Here is a 20571-nt window from a genome sequence, read left to right as displayed (position 1 = left end):
GTCGATCTGGTTCACGTCTTGGGCAGGAGGCCGTTGTCGAACCAGCTGGGCGCGTCACCGCCGGGTTTGGCGACGCCGGCGGACGTCAGCTCCTTGTATCCGGCCGTCCAGACGGCCTTGTCCGTGACGAGCAGCGGCTTGCTCGGATCCCCGCCGGTCCAGGAGTTCCGCAGCATGGTCAGGCTGGCCTTGGCGACCTTGTCGTTGTCGAGGGAGGCGAAGGAGTACTCCTCGCGCAGCTTCTTGACGGTCTCGTCGAGCGACTGGTCGGCCACCATCGCCGCCACCGCGTCGCGGATCCCGGCCATGAACGCCGTGAGGGTCTGCGCGTCCTTCTTCGCGGCGTCCTTCGTCGTGACGTAGACCTGCTGGTCGGACTTGACGTACTTGCCGGGATCGAACAGGCCGACGTCGGGGTTCTTGGACGTCAGGAGGTTGGCGGTGTCGACGCTCACCACGTAGCCGACGATGCGGCCCTGCTCCACCAGATTGAACGTTCCAGGGGTGAGCCCGACGACCTGCCGCCTGGTCTGCTTCGGGTCGAGCCCGGCGCCGGCCAGCACCAGCGACACCACCTTGTCGCTCGTCCCGCCCTCGGACGGGACGCCCATCGTCTGGCCGACCAGGTCCTGCGGCTTGACCAGCGGGTGTCTCTTCTTGCTGTACACGAAGCGCAACGACGAGCCGCGGCTGAGCGTGCCGATGTTGACCAGCGGCTGGTCGGTGTCGGCGACGGCGGTCATCACGTCGATCTGGCCCACGCGGGTGATGGGGGAGATGCCGGCCAGCAGCGTCTGCATGGCCTGGGGCGATCCCTTGACCGGCTGCAGCTTCACGTCCAGGCCGTGCTTGGCGAAGTGGCCGCCCGCGACCGCGAGCAGTTCGGGAGCGAGGGACAGGGTCTCCAGCGGCAGGTAGCTCAGGAACGTGGTCTTCTTGCCACCGCCCGAACCGGCGGCGCCCGAATCGCCGCAACCCGCCAGCAGAGGAGAGCCCGCCGCGGCGGCGGCCATCATGAGGAACGATCGGCGGTCGAGGGCGGATGAGATGAACTCGGTCACGGGCACGAACCCCTCCTAAGTCCGATCTGGCCAGGTCACACCCCCTGGCCGACGGACTGAGGGTCGCTCCCCGCCGCCGCCGCCGACTACCCGCCTTTCCGCATATCGGAAGGGGAGTGCGGACCGATCCGCCCCTGGGGCGCTCCCAGCGCCCGCGAGATCCCGCGAGCGCTGGCCTGGACCAGGTGCGGGACGCTCGGGCCGTGGAACTCCTCGAAGGGGAGGATGAGCGAGAGCGCCGCGACGACGCCGCCGGAGGAGCCGTAGATCGGCGCGGCCACCGAGGACAGCTTCGGGTTGATCTGCCGGTCGCTGATCGCGTACCCGGACCGCCGGACGTCGGCGAGCACCCTCCGCAGCTCGCCGGCGCTCGTGTAGGTGTGCGGCGTGTACCGCGCGAGCGGCCCGTCGATGACCTGTTCCTGCAGTTCCAGCGGGGCGTGCGCGAGCAGGACCAGCCCGACCGCGGTGGCGTGCATCGAGTAGCGTCCGCCCACCCGGGGCCGGTCGCCCGCCACCTCGGGGCTGACGAACCGCTCGACGAAGACGACCTGGTCCTGCTCCCGGACGGCGAGGTGCACCCCGCGGTGCGTCGTCTCGAAGAGGTCCTGCATGAACGGCAGGGCGACGCGCTGCAGGCCCACGGACCGTGGTGCGAGAGAGGCCGCCTCCCACAGCCGCAGCCCGATCCGGTAGGCGCCGGAGTCGTCGCGTTCGAGCGCGCCCCACTCGTGCAGTTCCCCGACGATGCGATGGGTGGTGGTGAGCGGGACGCCGGAGCGGCGGCTGATCTCCGAGAGGCTCAGCCCGTCCGCGGCGTCCTCGAAGACGTCAAGGATGCGCAGCGCACGGCGAAGAACGGACCGACGCTCCTTCGGCATCCTCACCCGCCTCGTCCGCTGCCCCGGCTCGCGATCTTCCCACCACGTCTGAGCAGGTCAGAGGCCTGGTTCGGGGGCGCGGCCCAGCCGGACCGTCATTGTAGGCCACACTCCGACCGCCACACCCGGGACAAGCCATTCGCCGACCATGCAATAAGAATGGGTACCCCCGGTCGGAGTCGAACCGACAGATGGCCTCTTTTAAGGAGACTGCCTCTACCGTTGGGCTACAGGGGCTGTGTGGATTCGACTCTAAGCTCGCGGGCGATATGCGTGGTCGTTGCACGCGGGGGATGGTGGAGGGCAGGCATTCGGCTTCCGAGGCGAAACTAAAGGTCCACCGCCTGCGTCCGGTAAGGGCGGCGCTAATGAGGCCGCGCGTAAATGGCCGTAATCGGCCACGACGGGCGGGCAATGCGCCTGTCAGGGCGAGAGGTACATCCGCACGTGATCGAGCGCCATGTCGAGTGCGATCTCCATGGGTGTGACGTCATGAGCGGTTTGTGCCAATAGGTAGCCGCCCTGAAGCGCCGCCATCAGCCCGACCGCGAGTTTCCGAGGGTCGGCGTCGGAGGTGAGGGTCCGGGCGTCCTGCATGCGGCGCAGTCCGGCCTCGATGAGGTGTTCCCACTCTTCGAAGGTCTTCGCGAGGGCCAGGCGGGCCACCTCGTCCTGGTCGGAGACCTCTCCGGCGATCGAACCGAGGACGCATCCGTACGCGCCCTTCTGCAGCGCGTTGCGCTGGACGATCGCGTCCCTCCACCGGACCAGGCCGTTGAACGATCTCAGGCGCTGCAGCGCCGCGTGCTCGCGCTCCATGATCTCTTCCGCGCGGAGCTGGACCACGGCGCGGACCAGCTGCTCCTTGTCCGCGAAGTGGGTGTAGAGCTGGGACTTGCTCGTGCCGCTCGCGGCGCGGACCTCGTCCAGGGTGGTCGCGCTGACCCCTTTCACGTACATGAGCTCGGCCGCGGCCTCGATGATGCGCCGCCTGGTCGCCGCGCCGCGACGTGTCAGCCTCGGCCCCTGTCCGGCTATCCCTGACCCGGTCACGAAGGCAAGGCTACCGGCCTAGACGATCGGCGCCGGTCCTCCCGCTCGCCGCGCGGTCCGCGGCCTCATGGACGGACGCGGATGATCGTCTTTCCCCGGGGGCGCTCGGCCGGGTTGAAGGCGGTGACGGCGTCGTCGAGGGCCGCCACGGTGCCGATGTTCGTCCGGAGCCGTCCGTCCCGTACCCGCTGGACGATCTCGGTCAGTTGCGCGCGGTCGGCCTCGACGACGAAGTCGACCGCCAGGCCGTCGGCCGGCCGCGCCTCGGGCGGGCCCGCGATGGTCACCAGCATTCCTCCGGGGCGGACCAGGGCCGCGGACCGCTTCCCGATGTCTCCGCCGATGACGTCGAAAACAAGATCGACCGCCCCGGCGTCATCCAGCGAGTCGTTGCCGAGGTCGACGAACTCCTGGGCGCCGAAGTCGAGCGCGGCCTGCCGGTCGGCGGCACGTCCGGTGCCGATCACGTAGGCGCCGGCCTCGTGGGCGAGCTGCGTCACCATCGATCCGACTCCGCCGGCCGCACCGTGCACGAGGACGCTCTGCCCGACCTCGAAGCGGCCGTGCACGAAGAGTCCCTGCCACGCGGTCAGGCCCGAGATCGGCAGGCTCGCGCCCACGGTGAAGTCGACGTCGCCCGGCAGTGGCGCGAGGTTGCGCGCCTCGACGGCCGTGTACTCCGCCAAGGTGCCGTCGCGGGTCCAGTCCGCGAGCCCGAACACGCGCTGTCCCACCGACAGCCCCCGCGTGCCGTAGCCGAGGGCGCTGACGACTCCGGCCAGCTCGTGTCCGGGGATCGACGGCGTCCGGTCGCGGCCGAGGCGATCGGTCCAGGTGCCGGGCCACGTCAGCTCTCCGGGGGTGAACCCCGACGCATGAACCTGAAGGACGACATCGTTGATCGTCGCCTGCGGCTCGGGCCGCTCCGCCGGCGTCATTCCGGCGGTACCCGCGGCCTCGTCCGTCACCACGATCGCCTTCATCGGGCGCCCCTCCCTCGATCCAGTCCTCGCCTGCGCGACATCTCGGTTCACCAGCCTCGGTTCCTCGCGGACGCGGGGGACTCCCCAGCCCCGTCAGCGGCGGTCGGCCCATGTCGGACGGTCGGTCGCCAAGGGAGGCACACAGCCGGATGATCCGAACCTAGCCGCGGTGGAACTGGTCGGTCAAGTCCACAATGAATGGTCATGTGCGAGCTTGATCGAACGCACGGCGACCCCGGAGCGTCCGATGGTGAACGCGCCGCGCTATCTAAGGCTTGACCTGCCCATTAAGGTGGCACGCGCCGCCCTGCGGCATCGGGGGGCCGCAGGGGGTGCGGGTGATTGACCTCGCCTCGGTTTGGGACTATAGAGTCCAGTTGTGTGGGAATAGAACCAGACCGTGGAGCGTCTGTAGATGTGCGTCCAGGTGCACCTCACCTGGTTCCAGCTTCACGGCGCCAGGCCGGGAAGGGAGAGCTGTGCCCCGGCAGACCCAGTACCACAGGAACCCGGAAGCCGTTTCGCGGCTCGATCCGGAGCAGTACCGCGTGACCCAGGAGGGCGGCACCGAGCGTCCGTTCGCCAACGCCTACTGGGACAACCACGAGCCCGGCGTCTACGTCGACGTCGTGTCCGGCGAGCCGCTGTTCGCGTCCGCCGACAAGTACGACAGCAACACCGGCTGGCCGAGCTTCACCAGGCCGATCGCCGGGACGGACGTCGTCGAGCGCGAGGACTCCGGCCACGGGATGATCCGGACGGAGGTCCGCTCGCTCCACGGGGACAGCCACCTCGGCCACGTCTTCCCCGACGGACCCGCAGACGAGGGTGGGCTGCGCTACTGCATCAACTCCGCGTCGTTGCGGTTCATCCACCTCGACGACTTGGAGAAGGAAGGGTATGGCGAGTACCGGACGTTGTTCACGAGCGACACCGGCGAGAGGTAAGGAGACGACGTGACCACCGAGAAGGCGATCCTGGCGGGCGGCTGCTTCTGGGGCATGGAGGAGCTGTTCCGCCACCAGCCCGGCGTCGTGTCCACGCGGGTCGGGTACAGCGGAGGCGACGTGCCCAACGCCACCTACCGCAACCACGGCACCCACGCGGAGTCCATCGAGGTCATCTACGACCCTGAGGAGACGGACTTCCGGACGCTGCTGGAGTTCTTCTTCCAGATCCACGACCCGACGACGAGGAACCGCCAGGGCAACGACATCGGCGCCAGCTACCGCTCGGCGATCTTCTACACCGGCGATGAGCAGCGGCGCGTCGCCGAGGACACGATCGCCGACGTCGACGCCTCGGGGCTGTGGCCCGGAAAGGTCGTCACCGAGGTCGAGCCCGCGGGCGATTTCTGGGAGGCCGAGCCCGAGCACCAGGACTACCTGCAGAAGTACCCCAACGGCTACACCTGCCACTTCCCCCGCCCCGGGTGGAAGCTGCCGAAGCGGGCGACGGCCTGACACCGCCGGACCCGCGGACCCCGGGTCCGCGGGTCCGGCCCCAGGCCCAGGGGGCTCAGCCGCCGACCCCGGTGCCGGGGCGGCCACCGGCGTGCCGCTGCGCGTGAGGTTCCGGGGGCGATCTCCTCGGCCAGCGCCGCCAGGTCCGACCGGCGGACGTACGCCTCCCCGCTCATGATCGGCCGTACGGTCCGCGCGACGGACATCCTCGGCCGGGTGCAGGCGAGGGTGCGGCTCCTGCGCGCCACCTCGCTCTCCCAGCCGGGACGCCGACTCCAGGTCGTGGCGGAGATCCGCGCCCTCGTCGAGGCCATCGCGGCCCGCGACGCCGGGCGCGCGACCGAGCTGTGCGACGCGCACCTGCACGAGGCGGCGGCGAGCGGCGTCACGGCCCTGAGCGGCGACCCCGCGACCTGACGCCCGGTTCAGCGGGCGCCGGGCAGCCGCCCGGTCTCGATGAGCTGCTCGGCCACGTGGCGGAGTTTGACGTTCTGGTTCTGGGAGGCGCGCGACAGCAGTGCGAAGGCGTCGTCGCCGGTGATCCTGTGGCGTTCCATCAGGATGCCGGTGGCCTCGCCGATGCGCCGGTTCGAGGAGATGGCGGCGTGCAGGTTCTCCTCGCTGTTGGCACCTGCCAGCGCGACGGCGGCGTGGGAGGCCAGCAGCCACCCGATCTGCTCGGAGCGGTCGGTGAGCGCGCCCGGGTCGCGCGTGTACAGGTTCAGCGATCCCAGGTTCGGCTGCTTGGGGTCGGCGAGGTCGGTGAACAGCAGGAACGCCAGCATCGACCCCACCCCGAGCTCCTGCGCCCCGCGCACGAAACTCGGCCAGCGCTCGTCGGCACGGGACATGTCGGTGATCCGTACCGACTGAACGTTGTGGCTCGCCGCGGTGAAACACGGGCCCTCGCCCAACCGCGCCTGCATCTCGTCGCAGTCACGGGCCAGCGAACTGGACGCCGCCAGGACGTGCGGGCCTCCGCGGTGCACCACCATGACGCTCGCGTCGGTGCAGCCGTCGACCAGCTGGATCGATGCCGAGACGATCTCTCGCAATGTGGCCGGGACGGTCGGCTGCTTCAACAGGGTGCGCGCCAGTCGCGCCAGCGCGTTCGCCAACTCCTCGGGTTCACGCCCACCAGATCCGTCCCCTCCCATGCAATCACCCGCTCTGAGAAGACCTGCGTCACCGATCCTTCCTGCCCGCCCAACTTTAACGATCACTCGTTCTGCCGGGCGTGTCGTGTAGGGGATTCGTTATCTCGGTTACGGGTAGGCCGCCGGCGGCCGCGCGTAGCGGGGGTTCCGGAGGGGTGTCAGCGGCGGAAGCGGCGCTCGGGTGATCCGAGGCGGACGCGCGATACCTGCTGGACGGAGACCGTGGACTCCTCGAAGGGCACGATGCGGGTCACGCCCGTGATGGCGCAGACGCGGCGCACGATCCCGGACGGCGGGAGCCGCAGGGTCAGGGGCGTGTTCAGCTCTCTGGCGCGGCGGTGCGCGCGAAGGATCGCGTCCACGACGCTGGAGTCGCAGTACGCGCAGCCGGTCAGGTCGAAGATCATGGCAGGGACGCCGTCGTTCAGCAGCCGCTGCGCGCAGGTATGCAGATCATCGTAATTCGCGAAATCGACTTCTGTCGGCAGTCGAAGGAGGGCGTGTTGACCGGTCAGCTCGACGGTGATTCCGGTCGACGTTCTGAAGGGCGTGGACATGGCCACCTCACTCGAGATTGAAGTAAAGGTGAGCCACGCTTCTGGACCCTGAAGGCACCGAAGAGCCGGTGTCTGGTTCTATGGTCCTCCCCGGAGGGGCAAGATTCAAACTGTGGAAGATCTCCGGGGGCTCTCGCCACGTATGCCGATGTCACCCGAAAACGGTGAAATCCAACGTCAAAGGCCCTGTGCCGCTGCCGGTCGCGCCCCGGAAAAAGAAGTACACGCCGGAGACAGGCTGTAATGCGCGAGCGCGGTAAGCGGGCGCGCTCATTGGGTGGCGGGCAGACCGGCGTCGTGGGCCAGGATGGCGGCCTGGGTCCGGTTGGTGCAGTCGAGTTTGGTGAGGATGCGGCTGATGTGCGCCTTCGCGGTGCCTGTGGCCATGTGGAGTCGCCGGCCGATCTCGGCGTTCGACAGGCCGGCGGTGACCAGGCGGAGGACGTCGCGTTCGGTGTCGGTGAGCTGCTCGATCCGGCGTCTGGCCGTTGCGGCGCCGTCGTCGGTGAGCAGGTGGCGCTCGATCAGCCGGCGGGTGATCTGCGGAGCCAGGACCGACTCTCCGGTGGCGGCCACCCGCACGGCCCGGATCAGTTCGGTGGGGCCGGTGTCCTTGAGCAGGAAACCCACGGCGCCGGCGCGGAGGGCCTGGGCGACGTTGTGATCGTCGCTGAAGGCGGTGACCATGACGATGTTGGTCCCGGGGGAGTCGCGGACGATGCCCGGGATGGCGGCGAGGCCGTCGCCGCCGGGCATGTTGACGTCCAGCAGGGCGACGTCGATCCGCTGCTCGCGGCAGGCCTGGACGGCGGCGGGGCCGTCGGACACCTCGGCCGAGACCTCGATGTCGTCGGCGTGGTCGAGGATGAGGCGCATGCCGGCCCGCATGAGCGCCTCGTCCTCGGCGATCAGGGTCCGGATCACGCGCGTCATTCTAGGGCTCGCGCGATGATCAGCGCGGCGGTGCCGAGGACGACCGGGACGAGCACCACCAGCCCGAGGCATCCGGCGCCCAGCGCCCGGGACAGGGTGAGGGCTTCGCCGTCGAGCGGCTTGGGCGGTTCGGGCATGTCGCGCGGCACCGCGGGGTCGCCGGGCATGGGGACGGGTGGACGCAGGGGGAGGTCGGCCGCGACCGCGAATCCGCCCTCGGGCGTGGGCCCGGCGGTGAGGGCTCCGTGGAGCAGGGTGATCCGCTCGTCCAGTCCGACCAGGCCCTGGCGGGTGCCGGGGCCGCGCCGGGGCGTGCCCGGCACCGGGCCGTTGATCACGCGCACGCGGACACGGCCGGCGCCGTTGGCGACCTCGACCCTGGTGCGCGTGGCCGGGGCGTGCTTGTGCACATTGGTCAGGCCTTCGCGGACGACGCGGTGAACGGCCTGGCGCGTCCGCGGGTCCGCGTCGTCGATGTCCTCGCCGGACCACGCCAGGTCGACGTCGATTCCGGCCTGCCGGGATTCGGTCACCAGGTGGGCGATGTCGGTGCGAGTCCCCTTGTGTTCGCCGGCGGTTTCGGCGGCCTCCACGGGGTCGCGGAGGACCCCGAGGATTTCGCGCAGTTCGGCCATTGCGGCCGCAGCCGTGGTGCGCAGCACTTCGGCCTGGTCGCTCACCTCGGGGGCCTTTTCGGCCATGGTGATTTCCAGTGCTCCGGTGTGAATCGATATCAAGGTGAGCCGGTGTCCGAGCATGTCATGCATTTCGGCGGCGATTCGCGCGCGTTCCTTCATGCGCGCCTTCTCCCCCGTGAGTTCCTGCGCCCGCTCCAGGTACTCGTTGCGTTCGCGCAGCAACCGGACCAGTGGGCGGCGCTGCCCCATCAGGCTCCCGGACCACGCCGGCAGCGGGAGGAGGAACGCGGCGCTCAGCACGTAACCGGCGAGCGCCTCGCCGAGCCCGACCGAGGAGCTCATCTCCAACGCGACGCCGAGGGGAAGGCCGGCGGCCGCGGTCACCAGCACCATCGTCCACAGGCGCCGGGCGGGACGGATGCGCCGTGCCGTGGAGTATGCGATGACGGGCAGGACCGCTATCGCCCCGACGTTGGTGCCGCCCAGCACCGGTGCCGTGGCCACCAGGGTCGCGGCCGGCCAGCGCCTGCGCGCCGGGACCAGGAGCGCCGCCCAGCAGGCGCTCGCCGCGGTGGCGGCCACGAGGCCCGGAGAGGGCGGCGACGTCCAGAGAGGCAGGAATCCGAGGGCGAGCGCCGTCAGGGACATCGCCAGTTCGCCGGCCACCACACGGCGCGGCGCGGCGCGCACGGCGGCCCGCGCCTCCTTCGCCTCGCGGACGGCCTCCGTTCGGAGGGAGCGGGCCCGTTCGACCAGCGGGGAAATCTGCGAACACCTCACCTGTGGTCGGGACGCGGCTCGCGCGCCGCGCCGATCGGCTCGCTCATGATGGCCGATCGGCCACGAAGTCCGGCTGATCGGCAGATGCCCGGCGAAATGGCGCGTTCATAGGCTACCTCGTGATGATCAACGAAGGGGATCGCATGATGAACGCATCGCAGACCCGCACCACCGACGCCTCCGTCGAGGTCGTGGGTGCGCTGGTACAGGCGTACCGGAAAGCCGCCCGGACCGGCCGGACCGTGGGAACGCAGCACGTGCTCTTCGCACTGCTCAAAGGCGAATCCGCGGCGGCGGATCTGCTGTCTCGCGACAATGGCGGACTGCGCGGGGTCATTCTCGCCAAGGACGAAACGGTCTGGCTGAGCGAGGACGACGGCGACGACCCGTCGGCCGCGTCCGCGGTCACCGCGCTGCTGCACGAGGCCGAGTGGGTCGCTCGCCGGAACGCGAAGCCGAGTGAAACGCCGGACTCGCCGGAGGACCGGCCTCTGCCGCCCACCGGCGCGCTGGTCGCCGCGCTCGGCCGGATGCTCGTGTCCGCTCACGAACTCGGCCTCGCCTGGGCGAACGAGACCCACCTGCTCATGGGACTGCTGCACGACCCCGGCAACCGGGCGAGTGAGGCGTTGCTCGAACGGCGGCTGGACCGGGACGAGCTCCTCGCGAGGCTCGCCGTGCACCCGACCGCGCGCGAGGACGGCAGGCCCAACATGCGCAGCCTCGACGGGCTCCGGAACCTGGGCATGCTCGATCATTCTCCGAGCCGGGGATGGGGCGGCCGCATCGGCAGGTGGCTCACCAGCGGCGGCCACGGGTCGCCCGTCGTGCCCACGGTGCGCTCGGAGGCTCAGCGGCAGGCCGCCCGGCTCGGACACTCCAGCGTGACCACGGCGCATCTTCTGCTCTCCATCCTCGTCCTGGACGACCAGATCGCCATCGCGGGACACCGCTTCCGCGACGGGGTGGCCCAGGTGAACATGGGCGGCGAACTGCTGCGCACCCGAGGGGCCACCCCGTCCGCCGTGCTGGGCGCGGTCGCCGACCTGATCCCGGCCGGCGACCGAGCGGGGTCGCTCAATCCGAACGTGGAAGGCAGCGCCGAAAAGGCGTTGACCCGCGCACGCCTGCTCGCCAACGAGCGCAAGAGCCCGTCGACCGGGACCACGCACCTCTTGTCCGCTGTGCTGGCGGACCCCGACGACCCGTGCCACGCGGTACTGGCCGCCATCGGCCTGGACGTCGAGGAACTCCGCCGGGCACTCGGCTGACTCCGCGAAAGCCGATGCCGACCCGTTCACCGGAACCGAGAAGCACGATGCGGCCGCAGCGCACCCGGTCAGCCGATGGCGCAGGTGTTGACCACGTCACCGGAGGTCTGGCGCGGGATGGTGGCACTGGGCGGGGGCGCCTGACCGCCGCCCGGGCCCGTCCAGCGTTCGAGGTCCTCGAAGGCCGTCCGCATGCAGGGGAGCAGCGGCCGCATCCTGTCCGGGAACATGTCGTACTCGATGTCGAGGTGCGAGGCGCCTCCGATCCGGTAGTAGCGGTGCAGCGGGCCCGCCCCGTGCGAACGGACGAGCGAGGCGTACACGTCGCCGTGGACCCTGATCGGCAGCAGGCTGTCCAACGTCCCGTGCACCGTGATCAGCGGCTTGCGGATGCGGCCGGTGAGCGAGATCCGCTTCACCGCGTCGTGCACCGCGCGGGGACGCGAGAAGTATTCGTAGTCGGCGTCGCAGTTCGGTGTGCCGCTCTCGCAGTACGGGATCCCCGCGTCCAGATCGCCGTCGTAGGTGGGGTCGAGTTCCTCGCGGGCCCTTCGCTGCGTGCCGTCCCAGATGGCCGTGTAGTTGAAGTCCCACAGGAACTCCGAGCCCGGGGCGAAACCGGCCTTCAGCATCGCCGCGTGCGCCTTGGGATCGCCGGTCGCCTTGTACTTGGGGTAGTTGCGCAGCGCCACCGGCAGGTAGGTCAGCGCGTTCCGCCCCTTGCGCGGCCACAGCGTGCCCTCGGAATCGATGCCGCCGTCGTACAGCTCGGGGTGGTTCTCCAGCGCCCAGCGCACCAGCTGCCCGCCGTTGGAGATGCCCGCCGCGTACGTCCTGCGCGGAGCCTTGCCGTAGTGCCGCAGGACGGTCGCCTTGGCCGCGACGGTGACCTGGGTCATCCGGTGGTACCACTCCCGGTAGGCGTCGCCGGGACGCTTGCCGTCCTTGTAGAACTGCGCGGTGTTGTTGCCCTTGTCGGTCGAGGCGAAGGCGTAGCCCTTGGCCAGCACCCAGTCGGAGATGGTGAAGTCGTTGGCGTACTGGCGGCGGTTCCCTGGCGCTCCCGAGACGACCAGTCCGCCGTTCCACCTTTTCGGGAGGCGGATCACGAACTGGGAGTCGTGGTTCCAGCCGTGGGTGGTGTTGAACGTGGAGTCGTCGCGGAAGTAGCCGTCGATCTGGATGCCCGGCACCCCGCTCGGGTTCCGGGTGGCCACCGAGTGCAGGCCCTGCCAGTCGGCCTTGTCGGTGTGGCCCGAGGCGACCGTGCCGGCGGTGGTCAGGTCGTCCAGGCAGGCGGCGACCTGGTGCACCGCGCCGGGGACGCGGACCTTGTTCATGTGGGTGCAGCGGGTCTCGGCCTGCGCGGCCGGCACGGCCATCACCAGAGGGGCCGCGATGAGCGGCCCCAGCAGGCTCGTGGTGACGGATGATCTGCGAAACATGGGCATGTGCAGCTCCCAAGGGTGGGAAACGGGACTCATCGATCGATCCCGTGGCGGACGCCATGCTGCTTGACCGGCAACGTGGGCGACCACGTGGCGGGAGCCACTCTTCGTCGCCATCCTGTGGTTGCCACTTCATGATCCCGGGACAACGACCGGTCGACCTCCCACCGCTGGTGTGCTGCGCCTCATATCGAGAGCCTGGATATGTGGCCGATCACCTGAGTTGCCTTGCGCCCGTTCCGGCCGCGGGTGCGCTGGGCGTGCAGGTAGGCGGCGTAGACGACCCAGGTGATGAACGCCCAGGTTTCCTTGGGGGCCCAGCCCCACCAGCGTCCCCAGGCGTTGTCGGCCCAGGTGGCACCGGCGACGATCGCGAACGTCCAGACGGGAAAGCGAAGGTGATCGTCTGGCGTGCCAGCCGTTCGAGCGCGGTGGCGGACGGCAGCCGCGCGGCGAGGGCGCCGACGGTGAGATCGGTCCGCAGAGCGTCCCGCGCGGCCGTACCGCGGCCCTCGCGGAGGTACAGCACGGTGACGGCGGCGAACGTCACGGCGCACGCGAACTCGTACATGTTGGCCCACGGGACGCGTCCGGTGGCCAGACCTCGCGTGCCGAGCGCCGCCAGTTGGACGACCCACCCGATCAGGGTGAGCCCGAGCGCATAGCGTCCCAGGGAATCGGTGGTGAAGGTCCGTCGAAGTGCCTCCGGCGCGGAGCGGGTGAGATCGGTGCGGGCGGCGTAGGTCCTCCTGTCAGCGGTTCATGGCCTTGCGGTAGGAGCGGGCGGCGAGGGCGAGGCAGCCGGCGCCGAACACGGCCGAGCCGGTGAGGCGCAGGACGATCGCCGCCCAGTCGGGATGCGAAGTGAGCGCGGACGCGAACGCGTCGATGTCGTAGGCGAGCGGCACGGCGGCTCGGATCGGTGCCGACCGGTCCGGCAGCGAGTCCGGCGGGATGAGGCCGACGAACATCACGGCGGTCAGGCCGAACTGCCCGGCGAGCGTGGCGGTCTCCGGACGCGCCGGGGCGAGACCGCTGAGCGCGCCGAGGCCGCCGAAGGCGATCGCCGAGGTGAGCGCGCTGACGTGGACGCCATCAGGTCTCCTCGCCGGTGTCGTAAGAGAGAAGGACGTCCTCCAGGCTGGGCGGGGCCGGGCTGAAGTCGTCGAGCGCCGCGTACGCGGACCCGGACAGGATCTCCGCCAGCGCTCGTTGCGCGTCCTGGACTGAAAGCCGTGCCGACCACCGGTTCCCGTGCTCGTGGATCTCGCCGCCGAGATCGCCGGGGGCGAGCGGCGGGGCCTGGCGCCAGACCAGGTGAAGCCGGACGAGGCCGCCGAACCGGTCCTTGAGCCGTCCGGGGGTGTCGAGGGCGACGGTCCGTCCCTGATGCAGAACCAGGACGCGGTCCAGGAGCCTCCCGGCGCCCGGGTAACCGCGACTGAGACCGCTCGCCATGCACGCCGCCCAACCCGCCACCTGACCCGGGGGAGAGTTGGGCATATCGTCGCAACGTCGCCATTACCGGCGTTGACCGGGCCCGTTATCGGGCAGGCTGAGGCGGGTGCGCGGCCATCGCCGCGCCGCTCGAACCACGCTTCCCCCCGGAGCCGATGATGTCTCTCCGCCCCCCGCCGCCCCGCCACCCGCACCATCGCCCGCCGCCCGGCCCGAGCAAGGCGGCGGCCTGCGGCTCGCGCTCGGACTGCTGCTGCTCGGCCCGGCCCTGCTGGGCGCGCTGATCTCCCTGGTCGTGCCGACGGTCCAGACGATCATGCGCGGCTTCGAGCGCGGCGGGCCGTCGCGCCTCGGCCGCGGCGGCCCCCGGATCGACCCCGAGTTCGTCGGCCTCGACAACTACCTCGACCTGTTCGGCGACGGTGAGTTCTGGAAGGCCCTGGCGTTCACTCTGTCGCTGGCCGTCGTCCCGCTCGTCGTGGCGGTCGTCGTCGCTCCGCTCCTCGCCGGGGCGCTGCACCGTGCCGGGACGTGGCCGCGTCGTGCCGGGCGGGTGCTGCTCTCGGTGCCGCTGGTGACGTTCGCCCCCGTCGCCTATGCCATCGCCTGGCTGCTGGGCACGCGGGACGGGGGACTGGAGACCGCGTTCGGGGAACTCACCAGCCCCGGCTCGGCGCGGGTGGCGGTGGTGGCGATCAGCGGGCTGACGACCTTCGGCGCGGTGTGCGGGCTCGCCCTGCTCGGCCATCTCGCGGCGCTGCGCGGACGGCGGGCCCGGCCGGTGGCCTTCGCGGTCGCGGCCATCGCCGCCCTGGCCACGTTCGCGGTAAGCCTCCAGGCGTTCACCTTGGTCTTCACCACGACCCGCGGAGGGCCTGCCAGATCCACCCAGACGCTGGCCCTGCTGCAATACAGCCGATCGTTCACGGCCTTCGACTTCGGCCACGGCGCCGCCATCGCCACGGTGACCGGACTGATCCTCGGGGTGCTGGGGATCGCGGCCACCCTCGTCGTGATCATCGCCGCGCTGCGCATCGACGTCACCCCGGCCGACAGCACCGCGCCGCGATCCCCGCTCCGCACCGTGGTCGCCGTGATGGCGTTGCTCGCCGTCCTGGCCGTCGCCCTGATCGGTATGTGGCCGTGGCTGTCGGCGCTGTTCTCCTCACCGGACGACGCACCGTCCAGCGCGGAGGCGCGAACGTATCTCAACACCTGGGTGCCGTCATTGCTGAGCGCGTTCGTCTCGGTGGGCATCGCGTTCGTGGCCGCGCTGGGCATCGGAGGGCTGCGGCCGATGGGCCGCCACAGCGAGTGGCTGCTGGCGCCCTTCGCGCCGTGGCTGTTCGTCGGCATCGGGCCGTTGAGCCTCGCAGGCTGGGACAACGCCCAGCGCCTTGGTCTGCTCGACACGTCCGTCGTCCTGACCCCGCCCATGCTGGTCAGCGTCCCCGCGCTGGTGGTGCTGACGCTGGTGTGCCGCGGCCGAGCCCCCTTGTGGCAGGCGCAGGTGGCGGCCGGGGCTCCGGCCGCCACCGGATTCCTGCGCGTCGTCGTCGCACCGGCGCTTCCCATGGCCGCGCTCCTCGGCATGGCGGTGACCCTGATCAACGCGCAGAGCCTGCTGTGGCCGCTGCTGGTCGGCGCCCGGCGCGACAACGCGACGGTGCCGGTCGCACTGGCGAACGACCTGGGCCAGTTCAGCCGATCCGACGTCCCGATCGGACCGGCAACACCCCTGATCGTGGTCATCGTCGCGCTGCTCGCCTTGGCCGCGCTGCAGATCACCTACCTGGACCGCCTGGCCATCACCACCGACCGCCCGGCAGAACCCTCCGCCCCGGGCGTGTCCACCCCCGATCCGGAACCCACGTCGCCGCCCGACATGCCCGGCCCGGCACCACAGCCCAAGAACGAGCCCTCACCAGACTGACAGCCGAGCAGTGCCAGTCTGCCGATTGGACCCAAACTGCTCGCGGCGTGCCTCGTGCGGTTCTGTCCGGGGATGCCCGGGTCGGCATGGCTTCGGTCAGCACGTCGCGATGTAAACCTTCTGGCTCTTGGCGGCGCCGCCGTCGCCTCCTACGGGGCCGCCGCCGGAGGCACCGATGATCGGCGTGCCCGCCGCCGCGACGTCCACGGGCGGAACCGGCAGAGTCCCCGACGGTCTCAAGCCCGGTGGGGAACTCGATCGGCTCGCCGCGAAGCCAAGGATCAGTTCTCCGGTTCGCTGCTGGTGACCCATCGCGGACGGACGGTGCTGAGCCGATCACATGGCTTCGCGAACAAAGGCACCAGACTTCGCAATCGCCCCGATACTCGTTTCTTCCTCGCGTCGGTGACCAAGATTTTCACCGCTCTCGCCGTCCATCAGTCGTGCAGCGGGAGAAGGTGAAATACGACGAGAAGCTGGGGACGTAACTTCAAAGTTTCCCCACTGAGGTCGCCGAGATGCGCGACAGTGGTTTCTTCGCCAAGCCCCAGTAGCGTATGGACTCGCGAATGGCCCATCCCTATTACCAACGTGACGAGCAAGCCGTGTGGTCCGACGGCCTCGAACTGAACGAGTTCATCGGGTTGCCGGCAGGTGGCTCCTTCGCGACGTGCGCGGATCTGGGCCGTTTCGCGCGGGCACTGATGCACGGCAAGTTGCTGGAAGCCCCGTATGTTTAACTCATGCTGGGGCCAAAGCAACCCGGGCTTGCCCAGAAGCCTTCGGAATCGGGTAAGCCGCCCGCACCCCCGGAAGAAGAACCGGGTGTCACCGTGTTCGGCGCCTCCGGCCTGGGTACCCGGCTGATCAACGGCGTGTGGCGGCACGGACACTCCGGGGGCAGCCCGAGCGGCGCGTCCGCCTGGCTCGTTTTCTTTCCCGGCGGCGATTTTGTCGTCGCCGTCCTGGGCAACTACGGATCCCAAAGCTCCGCACCGATCGCCGAGCTGACCCGACGACTGATCGCCCAGGCATAGCCACACCAGGTCCCACAAATCCCAGTCGGTGACCAGACCGACGCCGACGGCGATGGCGACGTACTGACGCGGGACCCCACGAGCTCATCGACATGAAAGTCGCCGCCACGGTGGTCGACGGCAAGGTCGTCTACGAGCGGGGAGACGGTGCCGAGGCCAGGACGGCCGCCGCGGCGTTCGGCCGCACCGGCCTCGGCGAGCCGGGTCATTCCTGCACGGACCCCGGCCGATGCTGCTGCCAGGCCGCCGAGGAGATCAGCCGCGATTAGCCGCAAGCCGGGGGAAGGCGCCGATCGCGCCTTCCCCCGGCCGGTGTCCACGCCCTCACTGCCCTGGCTGCGAGGTGGGCTGCGACGGGTTCACCGCCGCCGTGTGCAGCAGGTTAGGAACGGGTCCAGCGCTGGTTGCTGCCGTTCCAGCAGGAGTAGAGCTGGATCGCGGCGCCGTTGGCGGTGCCGGCCGCGTCCAGGCAGAGGCCGGACTGGACGCCGACGATGGATCCGTCGGAGTTGAGTTGCCACTTCTGGTTGTCGCCGCCCCAGCAGCTGTAGATCTGGACCCTGGCTCCGTTGCCGGTGCCGGCGGCGTCCAGGCACTTGTCGCCGTAGACCCTGAGCTCGCTCGCGTCGGTGTAGGTCCACTGCTGGTTGGTACCGCCGTGGCAGTCCCACAGCTGGAGCTGGGTGCCGTCGGTGGTGCTGGCGTTGGGCACGTCCAGGCAACGGCCCGAACCGTCACCCTTGATCGTTCCGCCGTCGCCGGGAGGCGTCGTGTCGCCGCCGTTCAGGGCGTTGAGGACCGCGTTGTAGGCCGACTTCTTGTTGCCGTTCCCGTCGAACAGGAGCGGTGTCTGCTCCGAGCGCCAGGAGTCGGTGTCCCGCACGCCCCAGACGGTGATGCCGAGGCACCGCGAGACGGCCAGGCAGTCGTTCGTCACGTTGGCGTAGGTCGTGGGCGAGGCGCCCTGGATGTCCAGTTCGGTGATGGCCACGTCGACGCCGAGGGCGGCGAAGCTCTGCAGGGTGGTGCGGAAGTTGCTGTTGTACGGGCTGCCGTTGTTGAAGTGGGACTGGAAGCCGACGCAGTCGATGGGCACGCCGCGCTGCTTGAAGTCGCGGACCATGGAGTACACGGCCTGGGTCTTGGCCCAGGTCCAGTTCTCGATGTTGTAGTCGTTGTAGCAGAGCTTGGCGGACGGGTCGGCGGCGCGCGCGGTCTCGAAGGCCACCTCGATCCAGTCGTTGCCGGTGCGTTGCAGGTTGGAGTCGCGGCGGGCTCCCGAGTTGCCGTCCTCGAAGGCCTCGTTCACGACGTCCCACTGGACGATCTTGCCCTTGTAGTGGGCCATGACGCCGTTGATGTGGTCGATCATCGCCTGCCGCAGCGTGCCGCCGCCGAGGTTGCGCATCCAGTCGGGTTGCTGGGAGTGCCAGGCCAGGGTGTGGCCGCGTACCTGCTTGCCGTTCTGGACCGCCCAGTTGTAGATGCGGTCGGCGGAGCTGAAGTTGAACTGGCCGCGCTGGGGTTCGGTCGCGTCGATCTTCATCTCGTTCTCGGCGGTCACCATGTTGAACTCGCGGTTGGCGATGGTGGTGTACACCGAGTCGTTGAGCCGGCCCGAGGCGATGGCGGTGCCGAAGTAGCGGCCGCTCTGCGCCGCCGCGGCGCCCAGCGTGCTCTCCGCCGCGGATGCGGGAGACGGCGCCACCAGGGCGGCCGCTGCGCAGAGCACCCCGAGGGCGCCTGTGAGGATGGCCCGCCTCCGGGGCCTGGGTATGACGTTCGCACGCACGTCTGATCCTCCATGAATGACAGGGGTGGAAGCACGGGACATCGCCGTGCAACAGACGCCGCGCCCCATCTCGGGAACGCACTCACCACCGGGGCGTCGCGGCCCCAGTGTGTGAGGCCTCGAAGATCTCGTCAATAGTTTTGAAAGTTTTCATCTCTAACCTGGATAGCGTGTGCGGTCTAGCAGGTGGTCTACGACCGAAAAATTTTCGACGATCGTTGTTCTTGACGTGTCGCTCAGTCTCGTATTTACTCCGGGCCACCACCACCGCCCCCCGATCCCCGATGGAGAGGAGGTCTCGCCGACATAGGAATGTTAGCGCTAACATTCGAGCGAAAAGGAGAAGTGCATGGTGAGGACCTGTGCGGTCCTGGCATCGCTCCTGCTGTCGGTGCTCCTGTCCGTGCTGAGCGTCGGCGCCGTCCACGCCGCGACCGTGGACGAGAACAAGTGGTACGTCCTGGTCAACCGCAACAGCGGCAAGACCCTGGACGTCTACAACCTGGCGACCAACGACGGCGCCCGCATCACCCAATGGACCAGGAACGACCAGAACCAGCAGCAGTGGCAGTTCGTCGACTCCGGTGGCGGCTACTACCGCATCAAGTCCCGCCACTCCGGCAAGGTGCTGGACGTCTACAACTACTCCACCGCGAACGGCGGCTCGATCGTCCAATGGACGGATCTGAACGGCACCAACCAGCAGTGGCGGCTGGCCGACAGCTCGGACGGCTACGTCAGGCTCGTCTCGCGCCACAGCAGCAAGGCCCTCGAAGTGCAGGGCGGGTCCACGGCCGACGGCGCGAACATCGTCCAGTACGACGACTGGGGCGGGGACAACCAGCAGTGGCGGCTCGTCGAGGTCGACGGCGGCGACCCCACTCCGACCTGTGATCTTCCGTCGTCATACCGCTGGACGTCGACAGGCCCCCTCGCGCAGCCCAAGTCGGGGTGGGTCTCGCTCAAGGACTTCACCGTCGCCCCGTACAACGGCAGGCATCTCGTCTATGCGACGACGCATGACACAGGGACGAGGTGGGGTTCGATGAACTTCGGCCTGTTCAGCAACTGGTCTGAGATGGCCTCGGCCAGCCAGAACACGATGTCGAATTCAACCGTCGCTCCCACGCTCTTCTACTTCGCGCCGAAGAACGTCTGGGTGCTCGCCTACCAGTGGGGTGGGACCGCCTTCTCCTACCGGACGTCGAGCGACCCCGCCAACCCGAATGGCTGGTCGTCCGAGCAGGTGCTCTTCTCGGGAAGCATCAGCGGATCCGGAACAGGGCCCATCGACCAGACGCTCATCGGCGACGGCTCGAACATGTACCTGTTCTTCGCCGGTGACAACGGCAAGATCTACCGGGCCAGTATGCCGATCGGGAACTTCCCGGGCAGTTTCGGCACGACGTCGACAGTGGTCATGAGCGATTCGACCAACAACCTGTTCGAGGCCGTCCAGGTCTACAAGCTCCAGGACCAGAACCGCTACCTCATGATCGTCGAGGCGATCGGCTCCCAGGGGCGCTACTTCCGCTCGTTCACGGCCACCAGCCTGAACGGTTCGTGGACACCGCAGGCCACGTCCGAGAGCAACCCCTTCGCCGGCAAGGCGAACAGTGGCGCCACCTGGACCAACGACATCAGCCATGGCGAACTGATCCGCACCAGCGCCGACCAGACCTTCACCATCGATCCGTGCAATCTGCAGTTGCTCTACCAGGGGCGCAGCCCCAACTCCGGCGGCGACTACGGCCTCCTGCCATACCGGCCGGGCCTGCTGACGCTGCAGCGCTGACGACTCGACACGGGTCCGGCTCGGGGCGGACCCGGCGTGGGGGGCTGGGGGGAAGGCCGAGCCCGCCACGCGACGTCTCACCTCGGCTCGCTCACGGGGCGAGGGCGGGAAGGAGCATGTCCTCCAGGAGTTCGTCCAGGTCGCCGGGTGACGGGGCGAGGACGAGCGCCATGAAGATCCGCAGGATCCAGTGCGCGAGCGGGGCAGGGACCCGGCAAAGTCGTGAAAAGAGGGTGTGACCTGGGGTTGTCGTTCATGTGGTCTGGAGCAGTGTGACGGTGCGTTGCGGGTCGCGGGCGTGGTGCCGGTTGGCAGCGGCGATGTTGTCGTG

General features: G+C 69.4%; 21 protein-coding genes, 1 tRNA gene and 1 pseudogene. 9 read left to right on the top strand and 14 right to left on the bottom strand.

Features of this window, described 5'->3' with window-relative positions:
• Nucleotides 1–11: 11 nt before the first annotated feature.
• The 5 genes from ABGB11_RS34055 to ABGB11_RS34035 all read right to left on the bottom strand — a co-directional run bounded on the left by ABGB11_RS34055 (nucleotide 12) and on the right by ABGB11_RS34035 (nucleotide 3978).
• Nucleotides 12–1067, bottom strand: coding sequence for an ABC transporter substrate-binding protein (locus ABGB11_RS34055; protein ID WP_347639587.1), 1056 nt, complete (start codon nucleotides 1065–1067; stop codon nucleotides 12–14).
• Nucleotides 1068–1147: 80 nt separating this feature from the next.
• Nucleotides 1148–1942, bottom strand: a complete 795-nt coding sequence (locus tag ABGB11_RS34050) for an IclR family transcriptional regulator (RefSeq protein ID WP_347639586.1) — start codon at nucleotides 1940–1942, stop codon at nucleotides 1148–1150.
• A gap of 164 nt (nucleotides 1943–2106) precedes the next feature.
• Nucleotides 2107–2179, bottom strand: a tRNA-Leu gene (locus tag ABGB11_RS34045).
• A 186-nt stretch (nucleotides 2180–2365) separates the two neighbouring features.
• Entirely contained in the window at nucleotides 2366–2995 is a 630-nt protein-coding gene (locus ABGB11_RS34040; RefSeq protein WP_347639585.1) for a TetR family transcriptional regulator, read from the bottom strand.
• Nucleotides 2996–3060: 65 nt separating this feature from the next.
• Nucleotides 3061–3978, bottom strand: a complete 918-nt coding sequence (locus ABGB11_RS34035) for an NADP-dependent oxidoreductase (protein ID WP_347639584.1) — start codon at nucleotides 3976–3978, stop codon at nucleotides 3061–3063.
• Between the two features lie 479 nt (nucleotides 3979–4457).
• Between ABGB11_RS34035 and msrB the strand changes: the two genes are divergently transcribed.
• The 3 genes from msrB to ABGB11_RS34020 all read left to right on the top strand — a co-directional run bounded on the left by msrB (nucleotide 4458) and on the right by ABGB11_RS34020 (nucleotide 5858).
• Entirely contained in the window at nucleotides 4458–4925 is a 468-nt protein-coding gene (gene msrB, locus ABGB11_RS34030) for a peptide-methionine (R)-S-oxide reductase MsrB (protein WP_347639583.1), read from the top strand.
• Nucleotides 4926–4934: 9 nt separating this feature from the next.
• Nucleotides 4935–5441, top strand: coding sequence for a peptide-methionine (S)-S-oxide reductase MsrA (gene msrA / locus ABGB11_RS34025; RefSeq protein ID WP_347639582.1), 507 nt, complete (start codon nucleotides 4935–4937; stop codon nucleotides 5439–5441).
• 120 nt (nucleotides 5442–5561) lie between these two features.
• Nucleotides 5562–5858, top strand: coding sequence for an FCD domain-containing protein (locus ABGB11_RS34020; protein WP_347639685.1), 297 nt, complete (start codon nucleotides 5562–5564; stop codon nucleotides 5856–5858).
• 8 nt (nucleotides 5859–5866) lie between these two features.
• Here the strand turns inward: ABGB11_RS34020 and ABGB11_RS34015 are convergent, their stop codons facing one another.
• The 4 genes from ABGB11_RS34015 to ABGB11_RS34000 all read right to left on the bottom strand — a co-directional run bounded on the left by ABGB11_RS34015 (nucleotide 5867) and on the right by ABGB11_RS34000 (nucleotide 9506).
• Complete coding sequence (locus ABGB11_RS34015) at nucleotides 5867–6559, bottom strand: GAF and ANTAR domain-containing protein (RefSeq protein WP_347639581.1); 693 nt, start codon at nucleotides 6557–6559, stop codon at nucleotides 5867–5869.
• 197 nt (nucleotides 6560–6756) lie between these two features.
• The gene (locus tag ABGB11_RS34010) at nucleotides 6757–7155 is read right to left on the bottom strand and encodes an STAS domain-containing protein (RefSeq protein WP_347639684.1); all 399 of its coding nucleotides are present in this window, start codon (nucleotides 7153–7155) and stop codon (nucleotides 6757–6759) included.
• Nucleotides 7156–7425: 270 nt separating this feature from the next.
• Nucleotides 7426–8079: a response regulator transcription factor gene (locus ABGB11_RS34005; RefSeq protein ID WP_347639580.1), complete on the bottom strand. Its 654-nt coding sequence runs from the start codon at nucleotides 8077–8079 to the stop codon at nucleotides 7426–7428.
• Nucleotides 8080–8084: 5 nt separating this feature from the next.
• Entirely contained in the window at nucleotides 8085–9506 is a 1422-nt protein-coding gene (locus ABGB11_RS34000; RefSeq protein ID WP_347639579.1) for a histidine kinase, read from the bottom strand.
• A gap of 143 nt (nucleotides 9507–9649) precedes the next feature.
• On the opposite strand from ABGB11_RS34000, the gene ABGB11_RS33995 reads away from it, so the two are divergent.
• On the top strand, nucleotides 9650–10777 hold the full coding sequence (locus ABGB11_RS33995) for a Clp protease N-terminal domain-containing protein (RefSeq protein ID WP_347639578.1): 1128 nt from the start codon (nucleotides 9650–9652) through the stop codon (nucleotides 10775–10777).
• A 68-nt stretch (nucleotides 10778–10845) separates the two neighbouring features.
• Here the strand turns inward: ABGB11_RS33995 and ABGB11_RS33990 are convergent, their stop codons facing one another.
• The 4 genes and pseudogenes from ABGB11_RS33990 to ABGB11_RS33975 all read right to left on the bottom strand — a co-directional run bounded on the left by ABGB11_RS33990 (nucleotide 10846) and on the right by ABGB11_RS33975 (nucleotide 13683).
• The gene (locus ABGB11_RS33990; RefSeq protein ID WP_347639577.1) at nucleotides 10846–12228 is read right to left on the bottom strand and encodes a tannase/feruloyl esterase family alpha/beta hydrolase; all 1383 of its coding nucleotides are present in this window, start codon (nucleotides 12226–12228) and stop codon (nucleotides 10846–10848) included.
• Between the two features lie 182 nt (nucleotides 12229–12410).
• Nucleotides 12411–12682 (bottom strand): annotated as a pseudogene (gene ccsA, locus ABGB11_RS33985) (cytochrome c biogenesis protein CcsA); the annotation flags it as partial.
• A 295-nt stretch (nucleotides 12683–12977) separates the two neighbouring features.
• Complete coding sequence (locus tag ABGB11_RS33980; protein WP_347639576.1) at nucleotides 12978–13199, bottom strand: hypothetical protein; 222 nt, start codon at nucleotides 13197–13199, stop codon at nucleotides 12978–12980.
• Nucleotides 13200–13320: 121 nt separating this feature from the next.
• Nucleotides 13321–13683: a hypothetical protein gene (locus tag ABGB11_RS33975; RefSeq protein ID WP_347639575.1), complete on the bottom strand. Its 363-nt coding sequence runs from the start codon at nucleotides 13681–13683 to the stop codon at nucleotides 13321–13323.
• Between the two features lie 106 nt (nucleotides 13684–13789).
• Between ABGB11_RS33975 and ABGB11_RS33970 the strand changes: the two genes are divergently transcribed.
• From ABGB11_RS33970 to ABGB11_RS33955, 4 genes are all read left to right on the top strand, one after another.
• Complete coding sequence (locus tag ABGB11_RS33970; protein WP_347639574.1) at nucleotides 13790–15616, top strand: hypothetical protein; 1827 nt, start codon at nucleotides 13790–13792, stop codon at nucleotides 15614–15616.
• Nucleotides 15617–16185: 569 nt separating this feature from the next.
• Nucleotides 16186–16356, top strand: coding sequence for a hypothetical protein (locus ABGB11_RS33965; protein ID WP_347639573.1), 171 nt, complete (start codon nucleotides 16186–16188; stop codon nucleotides 16354–16356).
• A gap of 3 nt (nucleotides 16357–16359) precedes the next feature.
• Nucleotides 16360–16653, top strand: coding sequence for a hypothetical protein (locus tag ABGB11_RS33960; protein ID WP_347639572.1), 294 nt, complete (start codon nucleotides 16360–16362; stop codon nucleotides 16651–16653).
• Nucleotides 16654–16745: 92 nt separating this feature from the next.
• Entirely contained in the window at nucleotides 16746–16922 is a 177-nt protein-coding gene (locus tag ABGB11_RS33955; protein WP_347639571.1) for a hypothetical protein, read from the top strand.
• Between the two features lie 113 nt (nucleotides 16923–17035).
• On the opposite strand, the gene ABGB11_RS33950 is transcribed toward ABGB11_RS33955, so the two are convergent.
• Nucleotides 17036–18445, bottom strand: coding sequence for an endo-1,4-beta-xylanase (locus ABGB11_RS33950; protein WP_347639570.1), 1410 nt, complete (start codon nucleotides 18443–18445; stop codon nucleotides 17036–17038).
• 349 nt (nucleotides 18446–18794) lie between these two features.
• On the opposite strand from ABGB11_RS33950, the gene ABGB11_RS33945 reads away from it, so the two are divergent.
• On the top strand, nucleotides 18795–20240 hold the full coding sequence (locus tag ABGB11_RS33945; RefSeq protein ID WP_347639569.1) for a non-reducing end alpha-L-arabinofuranosidase family hydrolase: 1446 nt from the start codon (nucleotides 18795–18797) through the stop codon (nucleotides 20238–20240).
• The last annotated feature ends 331 nt before the right edge of the window (nucleotides 20241–20571 follow it).

Origin of the sequence: Actinomadura sp. B10D3 (genome assembly GCF_039871695.1) — a bacterium.
GTDB lineage: Bacteria > Actinomycetota > Actinomycetes > Streptosporangiales > Streptosporangiaceae > Spirillospora > Spirillospora madurae.
The sequence above is the reverse complement of the archived record's forward strand: the minus strand, read 5'-3'. Positions and strand labels throughout refer to the sequence as shown.

Coding starts and splice junctions, on each gene's coding strand:
- ABGB11_RS34050 (WP_347639586.1), bottom strand. CDS start 1,942: ATGCCGAAGGAGCGTCGGTCCGTTCTTCGCCGTGCGCTGCGCATCCTT.
- ABGB11_RS34035 (WP_347639584.1), bottom strand. CDS start 3,978: ATGAAGGCGATCGTGGTGACGGACGAGGCCGCGGGTACCGCCGGAATG.
- ABGB11_RS34010 (WP_347639684.1), bottom strand. CDS start 7,155: ATGTCCACGCCCTTCAGAACGTCGACCGGAATCACCGTCGAGCTGACC.
- ABGB11_RS33995 (WP_347639578.1), top strand. CDS start 9,650: ATGATGAACGCATCGCAGACCCGCACCACCGACGCCTCCGTCGAGGTC.
- ABGB11_RS33990 (WP_347639577.1), bottom strand. CDS start 12,228: ATGCCCATGTTTCGCAGATCATCCGTCACCACGAGCCTGCTGGGGCCG.
- ABGB11_RS33975 (WP_347639575.1), bottom strand. CDS start 13,683: ATGGCGAGCGGTCTCAGTCGCGGTTACCCGGGCGCCGGGAGGCTCCTG.
- ABGB11_RS33965 (WP_347639573.1), top strand. CDS start 16,186: ATGGCCCATCCCTATTACCAACGTGACGAGCAAGCCGTGTGGTCCGAC.
- ABGB11_RS33960 (WP_347639572.1), top strand. CDS start 16,360: ATGCTGGGGCCAAAGCAACCCGGGCTTGCCCAGAAGCCTTCGGAATCG.
- ABGB11_RS33955 (WP_347639571.1), top strand. CDS start 16,746: ATGAAAGTCGCCGCCACGGTGGTCGACGGCAAGGTCGTCTACGAGCGG.
- ABGB11_RS33945 (WP_347639569.1), top strand. CDS start 18,795: ATGGTGAGGACCTGTGCGGTCCTGGCATCGCTCCTGCTGTCGGTGCTC.